This window comes from Oceanicola sp. D3, assembly GCF_006351965.1.
Taxonomy (GTDB): Bacteria; Pseudomonadota; Alphaproteobacteria; order Rhodobacterales; family Rhodobacteraceae; genus Vannielia.
In genome coordinates this window covers 1,121,686-1,134,188 of the sequence record NZ_CP040932.1, presented here as the reverse complement: position 1 = coordinate 1,134,188, position 12,503 = coordinate 1,121,686, and the positions used below count along the sequence as shown (strand labels likewise).

At 59.4% G+C, this 12,503-nt stretch carries 10 protein-coding genes and 1 tRNA gene; 6 read left to right on the top strand and 5 right to left on the bottom strand.

The window, feature by feature from the left end; genetic code table 11:
* Positions 1 to 11 precede the first annotated feature (11 nt).
* Positions 12 to 716, bottom strand: a complete 705-nt coding sequence (locus tag FHY55_RS05765) for a M48 family metallopeptidase (RefSeq protein WP_140013272.1) — start codon at positions 714 to 716, stop codon at positions 12 to 14.
* 130 nt (positions 717 to 846) lie between these two features.
* Here FHY55_RS05765 and FHY55_RS05760 point away from each other — a divergent pair, with 130 nt between their 5' ends.
* From FHY55_RS05760 to FHY55_RS05745, 4 genes are all read left to right on the top strand, one after another.
* Positions 847 to 1,179 (top strand): TIGR02300 family protein, encoded by a 333-nt coding sequence (locus FHY55_RS05760; protein ID WP_140013271.1) that lies wholly within the window; start codon positions 847 to 849, stop codon positions 1,177 to 1,179.
* Between the two features lie 79 nt (positions 1,180 to 1,258).
* Positions 1,259 to 1,334 (top strand) — tRNA-Ala (locus FHY55_RS05755).
* Between the two features lie 202 nt (positions 1,335 to 1,536).
* Positions 1,537 to 3,024, top strand: a complete 1,488-nt coding sequence (locus FHY55_RS05750) for a site-specific integrase (protein WP_168222942.1) — start codon at positions 1,537 to 1,539, stop codon at positions 3,022 to 3,024.
* 298 nt (positions 3,025 to 3,322) lie between these two features.
* Entirely contained in the window at positions 3,323 to 4,642 is a 1,320-nt protein-coding gene (locus FHY55_RS05745; protein ID WP_140013269.1) for a hypothetical protein, read from the top strand.
* 342 nt (positions 4,643 to 4,984) lie between these two features.
* On the opposite strand, the gene FHY55_RS05740 is transcribed toward FHY55_RS05745, so the two are convergent.
* The 4 genes from FHY55_RS05740 to FHY55_RS05725 all read right to left on the bottom strand — a co-directional run bounded on the left by FHY55_RS05740 (position 4,985) and on the right by FHY55_RS05725 (position 8,759).
* Positions 4,985 to 5,650 (bottom strand): recombinase family protein, encoded by a 666-nt coding sequence (locus tag FHY55_RS05740; RefSeq protein WP_140016019.1) that lies wholly within the window; start codon positions 5,648 to 5,650, stop codon positions 4,985 to 4,987.
* 97 nt (positions 5,651 to 5,747) lie between these two features.
* Positions 5,748 to 6,245 carry a hypothetical protein gene (locus tag FHY55_RS05735; RefSeq protein ID WP_140013268.1) on the bottom strand — a complete coding sequence of 166 codons (498 nt, stop codon included), beginning with the start codon at positions 6,243 to 6,245 and terminating at the stop codon, positions 5,748 to 5,750.
* 172 nt (positions 6,246 to 6,417) lie between these two features.
* A complete protein-coding gene (locus FHY55_RS05730; protein ID WP_254695429.1) occupies positions 6,418 to 6,837 on the bottom strand; it encodes a hypothetical protein in 420 nt (139 codons plus the stop codon).
* Positions 6,838 to 6,842: 5 nt separating this feature from the next.
* Entirely contained in the window at positions 6,843 to 8,759 is a 1,917-nt protein-coding gene (locus FHY55_RS05725; RefSeq protein ID WP_140013267.1) for an ATP-dependent endonuclease, read from the bottom strand.
* 873 nt (positions 8,760 to 9,632) lie between these two features.
* Here FHY55_RS05725 and FHY55_RS05720 point away from each other — a divergent pair.
* Both FHY55_RS05720 and FHY55_RS05715 read left to right on the top strand, forming a co-directional pair.
* Positions 9,633 to 10,664 carry a UDP-glucuronic acid decarboxylase family protein gene (locus tag FHY55_RS05720; RefSeq protein WP_371707413.1) on the top strand — a complete coding sequence of 344 codons (1,032 nt, stop codon included), beginning with the start codon at positions 9,633 to 9,635 and terminating at the stop codon, positions 10,662 to 10,664.
* Between the two features lie 37 nt (positions 10,665 to 10,701).
* Positions 10,702 to 12,480 (top strand): glycosyltransferase family 2 protein, encoded by a 1,779-nt coding sequence (locus FHY55_RS05715; RefSeq protein ID WP_140013266.1) that lies wholly within the window; start codon positions 10,702 to 10,704, stop codon positions 12,478 to 12,480.
* The last annotated feature ends 23 nt before the right edge of the window (positions 12,481 to 12,503 follow it).

Here is a 12,503-nt window from a genome sequence, read left to right as displayed (position 1 = left end):
ACGGCAAACGGCTATCCCTTGAAGCCATAGCGGTGAAGCGCCGCACCCTCTTGGCGAAGCCAGCGGCGCGGTGCCTCATAGCCGGGGCAAAGCCGGGCGCAGACGGCCCAGAAGCGCGGTGAGTGATCCATATGGGCAAGATGGGCCACCTCATGGGCGGCGACATAGTCGAGCACCTCCGGCGGGGCGAGGATGAGCCGCCACGAGTACATCAGGTTGCCCTCATGGCTGCATGAGCCCCAACGCGAGCGGGTATCTCGCAGGGTGATGCGGCCGTGGGGGCGCCCCAGCGCGGCGGCGTGGCGGCTTGAGGCTTCGGCAAGGCGCTCGCGGGCGATCTCGCGCAGGAAGGCCCCAAGACGTGCGGGCAGGCGGGTGGCCCCTTCGGGCACCAAAAGCGTTTGAGCCTCAAGGCTTATTCGCCGCACCGGCGCAGCCTCGATACGGCGCAGCACCCCCTCAACCGGCAGCTCCGCGCCCAGTTCCACTGGCACAAAGGGGGCCTGCTCGGCCAGCCTGTCGCGGATCCATCCGGCCTTCTCGGCCGCAAAGCTGCGGGCCTCCCGCTCGGGCGCAAAGCGCGGCATGGTGAGCGTTACTCGGCCATCAACGCCTGACACCCGGAGCGACAATCGCCGCGCGCGCGCCGAGCGCCGCAGCGTAACCTCCACCTCGGCCTCGCCCGACCCCTGCCCCGGCAATGTGATCTTGCCCATGCCCCTGCCTCTTTTGCCCTGCACCAACCTAGCCCGCCGCCGCCCGGCAAGAAAGGCCGATACCCCCTTTACAGGCCCGCCGGGGCATGGCATTGGCCCCGCTCGAACCCCGAAGCATGTGAGGATTTCGATGCCTAAGGAAGAATGGGGCGTCAAGCGCGTCTGCCCGACCACCGGCAAGCGGTTTTATGATCTGGGTAAAGACCCGATCGTAAGCCCCTACACCGGCGAAGTCGTGGTGCTGGATACCGGCAGCAAGGCCCGCTCTGCGTTGAAGGGCGACAAGCCTGATCCGAAGTCTGTGGAGACTGAGGAAGAAGATGCCGATATCGCCGTGCTCGACGACGATGATGATGACGACAGCGATGTCGATCTCGGCGATGACGTTCTGGAAGATGACGACGACGACGATGTGTCGCTCGACGATATCGCCGACGTTGCGTCTGACGAAGAAGAGAGCTGAGGCGACGTCGGGAAATGTGGCGGGTGGCGATGTTTTCGCTTGATCCCCCCGCCGCGATTCCCTAAACGTCCGCCTCACCGGGGCCTTAGCTCAGTTGGGAGAGCGCTTGCATGGCATGCAAGAGGTCAGGGGTTCGACTCCCCTAGGCTCCACCATCCCTTTACAGTTCAACGCGGTAGCGGAACACTAGAGCGGTGTGACACACAGGTGTGACACACAATGCAGCTAGCAACCTACCTTTCTGTCTCCCGGCACGGCATCTTTTACTTCCGTTGGCCGATACCCAGTTCCGACCACCTAGCCCCCCGCAGCAGCGTTCGCATCTCACTTCACACGAGATGTCCGAAGCGGGCTGGCATGCTTGCCCGGCATCTTGCAGTCTGTGGAGTTGAGGCAGAACAACTGGTCAAGAAGTCGGTCATGGATCACGGAAAGCTGAGGTCTAAGGTCAGGGATTATTTCCGGGCACAGCTTGAGGACGGCAAGCGGCGGATCGACGCCGGAGGTCCACTGACCGACACCGAGAAGCAAGGCGTCTCGCAGTCTGTCTCAATGCTTGAAGACGGGAACCGCGAGTTCTGGCATCTCATGGGTTCGGATAATGCACGGGCGGAACTCGACGCGTTCTTCGCCGCAACCGATCTGCCGGTGGAACAGTACCGGGACCACATCCCAAGGGTGCTGGATGAAATCAGGAAGGCCCGGATTGGCGCGTACAAGGCGCTCTTGCAGTATGCTGAGGGGCTAGAGACCTACGACTTCACGGAGCCGATGAGCGCCGCTGTGAGCGCCCCTGACGCCCCGGAGGATGCAACGGGCTACCCCGGCATAAATGAAGCCGTGGAGACGTTCTTCCGGGTGCATGAGAAGTCCGCGAACTGGACACACGGCACAGTCGAGAAGCGCCGTGCCATGCTCGCCATCGCAGTCGAGTGGTTCGGGCCGGAGAGGTCCATGGCGAAGATCAGCAAGCGGGATGCAGCGGAGTTGAAAGAGGCCCTGCTGTCGCTTCCTGCGAACCGGTCGAAAGTGTCCCGTCTGCGTGGGCTGTCGCTGCGGGATGCCGTCAGGGTTGAAGGGCTGCCCCGGATTAGCAACGCCACGGTGAACGCTCACCTGAGCGCATTCAAGATTTTCTGGGATTGGGCGGAGAAGCATGACTACGCCCCGGAGGCACTGTTCCAGAGCATGACAGTGAGCGCCAAGGGGCACGGTTCAAAGGAACGGAAGCCGTTCGCGCAAGACGCTCTGGCGAAGGCATACGCGGCGCTCACTGATCGGCAGGGTGCGTTCTACAAGAAGACCAGCCATCGCTGGGCAACGCTCATTGCCATGTTCTCAGGTGCCCGGCTGAACGAGGTCTGCCAACTGCAAGTTGACGACATAAAAGAGGTACAGGGGATTTGGGTGTTCGACTTCAACGATGAAGGTGATGCCCACAAACGCCTCAAGTCCTCCGCTGCCAAACGCAGGGTTCCGATCCACAGCAAACTCATCGAACTCGGGCTTTTGGACTACCACCAGCAGCAACAGGCGACAGGTCAGGAGAAGATGTTCCCGGACTACAGCTACCACCCCAAGCACGGCTACGGCGGGAGCCTCAGCAAGTGGTTCAACCGGACCTTTACGCAGACCCTTGGTATCAAAACCGAAGCGCACGTATTCCACGGATTGCGCCACACCTTCGCAACTCGGCTGGGCCATGCTGATGTACCCACTGAGCGCATACAGTTCATCATCGGCCATGAGCGCGAAGGGGTGACGCATCAGGTCTACATGAAGGACGGCTACACCATCGAACAGACAAGGGATGCGGTGGAGTTGTTCCGGGTGGGGAAGGACTAGAGATCTAGAGCCTGCGGGCTACCACAAATTCTCTGGTGGCACAGGCTGATGATTGAGGTGCCCCTAGTTTACTAGACGCCTCAACTAACTTCTACGCCGGATCAAAGCAAAGCGACCCCGAAAGCAAACAGATGTCAGCATGACATTGGCACCTCGCGCCGCACCGCCCACCACAATATGTGGTGGTCGTAGGCGTTCTTATCTCTTTAGAGGAGGATTAAGCAAAATGGCACAACATGTTGTGTCTGTGCTAAGGACGCGCCATGGCGTTTGGTGACACTTACATGGTGCGCGGAGAATGAAGAACCCCGGCAACGGCATCCTTGCACAGTTCGGTGTGGACCCGGACGATTGCCCCGATCAAAGGGGCGTTCGGTCATGGGCGTTCGAGCCGTACCTTGAGTTATCCAGCGCTTTGGCTAGCGCTGAGCTCACAGCAGTTCTCAACGACCTACGTGACCACTGGATGCGAGGCTTCCAACGCAAACCAAGCCCAGTCGAACAGGGCAAGTTCGTCGGTTGCCTGCGCGCGATTTTGCTGAACCTCATGCGGGTCCGCACTGTGGACGCAGGCCTGACGGTGGGTATTTCAAGCAGCAAGGGGCCATTACAACAGGAGGTGCGATATCGACCCGGCTTCATGTCAGTCCAATATCATCGGCGCGCCCTTGGGCTGCTGCAAGATTGCGGACTTGTTTGGAAGGTCAAGGCTGGACATCGACAGAAGGACTACAGCGAGACGGCGCGCTATGCCCTGACCGAAGCAGCGTGCGGCCTGTTGCCTTTGCAGAGCATTACCGCCAGTGATTTTACCATCGGCGCGCGGGATGAGGTCATTAGGCTCAAAGATACCAAAGGTCGACTGACCCCATACACCGACACGCTCGAGACGCTATCGATGCGTGCCAACCTGCGCCGCTTGAATGATCTGCTAGATGGCACCGACATCGCCACAACCCGAGCGACCCAACCGTTGACCGACTTCGATGACAAGTACAGTGGGGAGAGAACCGCCCTCTACCGCGTCTTCAACAACGGTAGTTTCGAGCAAGGGGGGCGCTTCTACGGCGGCTGGTGGCAGCACGTCAAGAAATACCTGCGGCCCTTCATAACTATGGACGGGCAGTCCACAGTCGAAGCTGACTTCAAGGGTCTGCACCCGGCGATGCTGTTCGCCAATGCCGGACTAGATATCCCGCCTGACCCCTACGCCCTTGTGCCGGGCATCACCGCTAGTGAGCAACTACGCGACCATGCCAAGACCACGTTTCTAGCCCTACTAAACGCAGGCAGTAGCGGTACCAAGGAGCCGCGCAACTTCGACTGTGACGCACACGGCATGACTGCTGAGGAGTTTCAGAAGGCAGTAGTGGCGGCCTTCCCCATGTTGCCGGGTGTCTTCGGAACTGGGATCGGGCTTTACCTGCAACGCGAGGACAGTGACATGGCTGAGCAGATCATGCTGCACTTCGCTGCAAAAGGCGTGCCAGTGTTGCCCGTGCATGACAGCTTCATCATTGCCGCACAGCACAAGGAAGAAATAGTCCAGGTCATGCAGGCTGCATTTCATGACACCTATGGCCAGGATCCCACTATCACACTGACCGAAGCTACATAACAGTCGTGTACATTGGCCCTCCAACCTATGGCCTGGGAGGCCCTAAGCCCCCCCGGTTCCCCACTACTGGGTAAAATAAGGAATGGGTTGCGTGAAAACGTACGGCGCAACACCCGCCCAGCGTAATTAGTCAGGCCGACAAACCTCGCCCGCACTGCGACATCTTCCGACCGAGGAGCCACGGCGTGGCCGATAACCCTGAGGCCATTGCTTTCTGGTTGCCCGCAGATTAACGGAGAGCCCCGCCTAGCTGCCATCTGGCTCTTTTGTGAGCCGAGACACCCGGAGCACCCTGAGGGCTCTGTACGGCCCAAAAACTCAACGGCTCATCTCCCGTGTGAACTACTCTGCTGAACTCAGGCGATCTAGAACACGCTTCACCTGTGATGCTTGCCATTGCCCGCCCCTCGCTGTGGCAACTCGGGCCTTGTTCAGGTGATCTGCAATCTCTCGGAGCGGCTTCCCGGCCTCCCGCAGCGGCTCGATAATCCCAGCCACTTTGTCAGCACGTGCAGCGGCGTTCGCCTGAATGACCGCGTTCCGCTTCATCGTCTTGTCTCGAAGTCCGCCCAGCTTCTTGCCCTTAGCCTTTGCCTCGGCAAGCGCGGCCCGGGTGCGCATTGAGATGAACTCCCGCTCCTGTTCAGCCAAGGCAGCGTAGATATGAAGCTGGAACTTGTCGGCGTATGGCATGGAAGCGACACGGAAGGTCAGTCGCTTGTCGTCCATCAGCGCAGCAATGGCTGATACCTTGCGCGAGAGCCGGTCCAATTTGCTGACTAGGAGGGTCGCGCCAGTCTTCCGGCAGACGTCTAGTGCAGCCGTAAGTTCCGGCCTGTCGCTGTCCGCCCCGCTCAGGATGTCCGTGAAGGTTGCCACCACCGCGTAAGGCACCTCGCTGAACCCGTCGAGGAAAAGGCCGATGTCACGCTCCTGAGCCTCCAAGCCCAACCCGCTGCGCCCCTGCTCTTGGGTGCTGACCCGTTTGTAAACAACATATTCCTGCATCTTCACGCCTCGCTGGCAGATCGTACCTTGAGGCTGCATGGCAGGCTGTGTTGCAAATGTCAACGTTCGTTGTGAGTGTCACAAGGGGCCGGTGCAGTTACGATCTTGTTGGCCTGACAGCTTCCTCAGCGTCGCGTTGCACTTCTGGAGACAAGAGCACCCGACCGTGATCCTGTGCCTCGGTCAGCAATACTAAGTCCTCAGCAAAGATACTCTCAATCAACCCGTCATCGGGGATATGGAAACCGGGATAGTGCCGCCTCATGCCGTCCATCGCCCATTTTTGCAGTTGGACGCCATGGCTTTTGTCGTGGGCCGAACCATCCTTGTTTATGGCAGCGAAGTTCGTGCCCTTAACTCGAAAATGAAGGTGATCCTGAGTGTTCCGGACATGCGCCTTGTGGTGCATGATTGCCCGCCCCTTGCCCAAGTCCACATAGGGCTTCGCCTCGTTCAACAGGAGGCGAATGACAACCTCAGCAACGCGGTCTGAGGTGTCGAAGTGGTAGAACACTGTGCGGGTGCTCCGCTGCGCCTCAATCTCTGCCAGATGTTCCTTGAAGCCCTTGAGCCGCCTGCCGCTTCCACTTGTCATGCTGTCCACTCCTCTACCGCAACCGAGTTCTTCGGGTTTACTCCCCCTGCCCGGATACAGGCCCAAAGGGGGCCTATGGGGGAACATGGTTCGCGGGGAAGGATAGATACCCCCTCGCAAAAATGTGCCGTGAAATTGGGTCTGCCGTGCCGGGTCTGGCGAATTGTGCCTTCTACCCCTCTTCTCCTCCAGCACCCCTAACCCAGCTTGCGATGCTGTCGTGGAGCAACCAAGCAGATGGTGCCATCAGGGTTACCTCCGAAGAACCGTTGGCGGTGAATGCACTCAAGTCGTCATGCTCCTCCATTGCCCAGTCACCGATCACCTCACCGTCCACCAGCAGAACATCCCCCTTATTCGTTCCATCGTGGTAGCCCATCATGATGATCCCGTGCCGCACTTGGCCGCCTTCATCTATGAGTTCACAGACAGCCCAGAACTGCTGCGCGATGCTGCTCGCATCAGGACCAACGAACTCCCCAGTCTCGAATGTCCGGTACTTGAGGATACCCGTGAACTGCGCGTCTGTGCGCCTTGTCACTTCGCATGACAGTTCATCGTGGACCAGCGTGTCGAAGTGCATGGTCGACATGGCAACTAACCAAGGGTCTCGTTGATGCGTCTGAACAGCGCCTCGAAGGCATCCAACGTCTCGTCCGACAACGCCGCAACTCGCTTGGCGCGTTCTCGCAACAAAACCTCCGCCGGGGCATTGTGGTCATATCGCTCCACGCCCTCATGGCGGGCGATCTGACGCACAATGGGGTCAGTGCCCTTGAGGTCCGCCGTCTTGACCTTCTTGCCAAACGCAGCGTTGTAGAGCGCCACATAGTCGTCTTTGGCGAACAGGTCCTCAATGTCGGCCATCTTCCGCCCGGCAACCTCGCCTATGGTGATGATCCGCTTCTCTCCGAGGAAGCCCGCCTTGGCGAGGGCGGTGAGCTTTTGGTGACCCTCCTTCCGAGCGTCGACAACCACTGTAACGTCAAGGTGGTTGCCCAAGAGCGCGACAAATGCCGGGATCACGTCAGCACCACCCAGCGGCATGATGGACCAGCGTTTGTCGAGCCCATCGCGCTCGTCCTCAATTAGCCGCTCCGAGATGGCCTGCATGAAGAGGAAGTCTGACGGCCCCTCAACTACGAGGTTGTCCTTGGCGATGAAGAGGTGTTGGGCGATGTCGTAACCGAGCGCGGCCTGCAACGGGAACAGCGTATCGCTGTCGGTCGTCAACACGTCCGAGGTCGTGATGGAACCGGTTTCACGGCCCTTGTCTTCAACCAGCCGCGCCCGCTCAAGGTGGTCGGGCTGGATCATGAAGGGCGAGTGCGTGGTATATATCACCTGACAGCGCTTCGACAGCCGTTCCTCAATGAAGCGCAGAAAATCCTTTTGGGCCTTGGCGTGGAGCCCGAGGGCAGGCTCGTCAAGCAGGATGATGACCGGTGTGTTGTCATACTCGTAGCGCGAGAAGGCAGTCAGGAAAGAAAAGAACCACTGGAACCCTGATGACCGCTCATCGAAGGGCAACGAGAGCATGTGCCGGTTGTCATACATCCTCACGTGCATCTCGTCATGGACGGCATGTTGCCCGTCCTTCCGCTGCTCGGTCTCCTGCGAAATGTCGATCAGGACGCGCAGGTCAGTATTCGTGGTCCAGTACTGGAGCACGTCCTGAGAGATGGCGTTCGCCACGTTTTCAAGCTCGCGCCTGCGTGTTTCATAGTCCGGGTCCAGCAAATACTCCTGATCGCTGCCAGCCAGTTGAAGCAGGGAGAGTGCTGTCTGATCGTTCTCGTCCAAGGTCTCGGGGTCAGCTTCAAGGAGTTCACGGATGCGCACCCTCCCGGGGAGGCGGCTGTAGTCTGAGTAGAAGAAGAACTTGGGCACGCGGGCAAAGAGCAGTTGCCAGACCCGGGCTGTGAAACTCGTTTCCTCAGGCAGCAGTTTTTTCACGGCCTCGTTTAGAGCGGTGCAGGCGGTCTGAACCTGCTGGTCCTCACCGTTCTCCTCAGCCGTGGTTGCTATCGACTTAATAAGCGTGGCAAAGGTCTTTGCTCCGGCGGCTACCGTTGCAACCTTCTTGGGTAGGTCAATATCTTCGACGGCGTTGGCGACGGCTACGGCCTCGTCTACCTCGAACCCGTGATTGTAGAGGTTGTCGTAGCGGCGGTTCACCCTGAATTCGCGCGAGGTCAGAACACCCTCGCCAAAGACAGCGCTGACCGCCGCCATGTCGTCATCTTCCAACTCAAACACCGTCTGGATTGGCCTTGACTGTTCAAGGTTTTTGCCCTGCCGTTTGTGCATTTTCTCAAGCCAAGCGGGGTAGTGCTTGCCTATGCTGAAATTCACGCCCCCCTGAGCAGGCTTCAATCTCCGCAAGGCTTCGAGAAAGGCCGTCTTACCGCTCTCGTTCTTGCCAACAAGACAGGTGATATCCGGCTGTATTTCAACTGGCGTCGAGTTCAGCACATGCTTGAAGTGGTCAATTTGAACTGTCTTAAGCCGCATGCCCCAATTCCTTGGAATAATTCACCGAACCAATACTAGATATTGTAATGATCTCCATAACATTTCAAGCCCCGCAACTGGGAGGCTTGTGCTTCACATGTCGTAGCGAGCCGAGGAATACTTGACGCCACCCGGAGTGTGACACAAGGTGTGACACACAACGCAACACCACACTGATTTAGTGTTCAGTAACAGGGACTTGGTGATCTTCCGGGGTTTCCCCTAGGCTCCACCATTTCCCCCCTTGGTGATTTCCTGCCTCCGCTCGTAGGTCGTAGCTTTGTGGGAATCCGTCTGCTTTGGTGCGCAGGGCTGGTCGATTAGGCCGGCTAGGGCCGAACCGGTCGTGCACCATGCGACGGGCGCGTTTTTCCAAACCGATGAGGTGGCTCGTCAAGCCCTTGGTCTTCTGGATCGGCTCCTTGCGGTGGATTTTAGGCAACCCATGCTCGATTTGGAGACGTCCGCCGTGGTCGTTTCTGGCCTAGAGTCCCCTAACCCGGCCGAATCACTCGGTTTTTGTGTTGAGCAAAAAGCACCACAACCCTGAAGAAAAAGTTCCAATTTGGCACCACCTCAGCGTGTGGAGCTGGCGTCTTCGGACCTGTTCTTTTGGACAGGTGGTTCATTTCCAGAATCCACTAATGCTCTAAATTTAAACAAAATTATCCAACCACACATTTTTGTTGTCTCAGCGTCCGCAGCAAAGCCACCTTGATCAGCGAAAACTTGCTATAGTCCTTCTCCTGAGCCTTCGAAGAGAGGACGTGCTGGTGATGCTTGGCACGTCCAGATTGTGAACGAAGAGCTTGGCTTTCATGGTTTCCGGCGGTTCGGATCCCCGTTTTTGGGGAATTATCTGGGGGGATAACTGTGACACATATTCAAAAAGGGCCTTCGGCCACTTCGCTGTCTTCTGTAGGGGTGCGAGAACGCCGCATCATCGTTGCCGGTGGTGCCGGGTTCATTGGCTCGCACCTCTGTGACCGATTGATAGACGCAGGTCATTCCGTGCTGTGTCTGGATAATCTGATGACAGGCAGCATGGACAATATTGCCCATCTGGCCAGCCATCCGCGATTTCAGTTCCGGCGGCATGATGTAATTGAGCCTGCCATCGTCAAAGGCCCTGTGGCCGAGATTTACAACCTCGCCAGCCCGGCCTCTCCGCTGAAGTATCAGGAAGACCCGATACACACGTTCAAAACGTCCGTCTGGGGTGCATTGAACCTGCTGGAACTGGCCCGTGAAAAAGGCGCACGGATTTTGCAGTCGTCCACCTCCGAGGTTTATGGCGACCCCACCGTTAGCCCGCAGCCAGAAAGCTACCATGGCAATGTAAACACGACGGGCCCACGGGCCTGCTACGATGAGGGCAAGCGCGCTGCTGAAACGTTGTTTTACGAGATGTCGGCGCGGCATGGTGTGGAGGTTCGGATTGCGCGGATCTTCAACACCTACGGCCCGAGGTTGCAGGCGGGCGACGGGCGGGTTGTTTCCACCTTCATTGATCAGGCCCTCGACGGAGCCCCGTTGACCATCAATGGGGACGGAAGCCAGACACGCTCGTTTTGCTATGTCGACGACCTCGTAGAGGGGCTGATGCGGCTGATGGCCAACGATGAGGTGGGCTCTGCGCCGGTCAACCTCGGCAATCCCGATGAGCGCAGCATTTCGGATGCTGCTGCGCTGGTGCTGGCCGCAACTGGCTCGAAGTCGGAACTGACATGGCGGGCCATGCCGCAGGATGATCCACTGCGCCGATGCCCTGATATTTCCCGCGCTCAAGAGCTGCTGGACTGGCGCCCCACGGTCTCTTTTGAGGAGGGCCTGCAACGTATGATCGCCCATATGGTCTCCGAGCGGGCCCGACAAAGGCCGGCAGCCGGTGGTGGTGCCTCGTGAGGTGACACAGGCCGCACATACGCCCCTGCGGAACGCCATGCTCGCTCCGCTGATCGGCTCGCCCCGGCGGCGTATGGCCTACTTGGCCGTGACGCTGCTCTGGGTGGCTTCGGCAGGATGGTTCTGGGTTTGGTGGCTTTCTTCAGGGCATATGATCGAGCCGCTGCGGTATTGGGTTGTTTCCCTTTCCATGGGCTGGATCTTTGCGATGCAGCTCTACTTCCTGACGGTCTTTCACTTTGCCAGCCGATCTGTTGCGCCCGCTCCGCAGCCGGGCCAGTGGCGGGTGGCCATGGTGGTGACAAAAACGCCTGCAGAGCCCTTCTCCGTGCTCCGCCCCACGCTGGAAGCGATGCTGGCACAAGACTACCCGCATGACACGTGGTTGGCCGACGAAGCGCCCGATGCCGAAACCCGGGCCTGGTGTGCGGCGCGGGGTGTGCGCATTTCGTCGCGCGAGGGCCTGGCGGAGTATCATCGCACCGAATGGCCCCGCCGCACGCGGTGCAAGGAGGGCAACCTCGCCTATTTCTACGACCAATACGGCTATCAGGCCTATGACGTAGTCTCCCAGCTCGATGCCGATCACGTGCCCCAGCCCGGCTACCTGCGCGAGATGCTGCGGCCCTTTGCGGATCCGGCGGTGGGCTATGTTTCGGCCCCTTCGATCTGCGCGGCGAATGCCTCCGAAAGCTGGGCAGCACGCACCCGGCTCCATGCCGAGGCGGGCTTTCATGGAGGCTTTCAATGTGGCTACACCCGGCTGCTGACGCCCATGTGTATCGGCTCGCATTATGCGGTGCGGACCCGCGCGCTGGAGGCCGTAGGCGGGTTGGGCCCGGAACTGGCTGAAGATCACTCCACCACGATGATCCTTGCCGCAGGCGGCTGGCGTGGGGTGCATGCGGTGGATGCGATTGCCATCGGCGACGGGCCGGCAAACCTGCCCGATGTGGTCACGCAGGAGTTTCAATGGTCGCGTAGCCTGACCTCGCTGCTCCTGCGCCATACGCCCCGCTACCTTTCCGCGCTGCCATTGCGGCTGAAGTTTCTCTTTTTGCTATGCCAGAGCTGGTATGCGATCTTTGCCCTGACAATGGCGTTGCTCTACCTCGTGCCGATCTTTGCCGTGCTGTTTGATATGCGCATTGCCGATGTCACCTATCCGGCCTTCCTTGCCCATATCCTGCCACCCGCCGCCGTGATGCTGGCCTTTGCCTTCATGATGCGGCGCGACGGGGTGTTGCGCCCGGCAGACTCGCGGGTGTTCAGCTGGGAGCGGCTGTTCTTTCCATTTCTGCAATGGCCCTGGGTGCTTTGGGGCTGCGCCATGGCCGTGGCTGACAGGCTTTCGGGCCGGTTCGTGGATTTTCGCATCACGCCGAAGGGGGCAGCGGCCACGGCGAAGCTGCCGGGGCGGGTTATTGGCGTCTATGCGGTATTGGCCCTGGTGGCCGTGCTTCCGGTGTTGTCGATCGACGGTCTGACCGAGGCCCGGGGCTTCTACCTGCTGGCATTGCTCAACGCGGGCATCTACTGCGCCTTGCTGGCCGTCGCCCTGCACCGCCACATGCGCGAAAACGGCATTCCGCTGCGCAACCAGATTTCTGCCTTTCCCGGCCAACTCGCTACCGTCTCGACCGTCATCGCGCTTAGCGTAGCGGCGCTGGTGATGAGGGCGGGGGACGGCGTGGAGGCGCTGGCTTATGGGCTGGAGCCGCTAAGACTTGTGCAAGCGGAGTATTCGGTTGCCGGGGCCGGAATGGGCGGGCCCGGCACGCAGAGGCTGCGCTTTCGCTTCGGTTGGACGGATTGAGGACACGTAACAAAGGAGGCAGG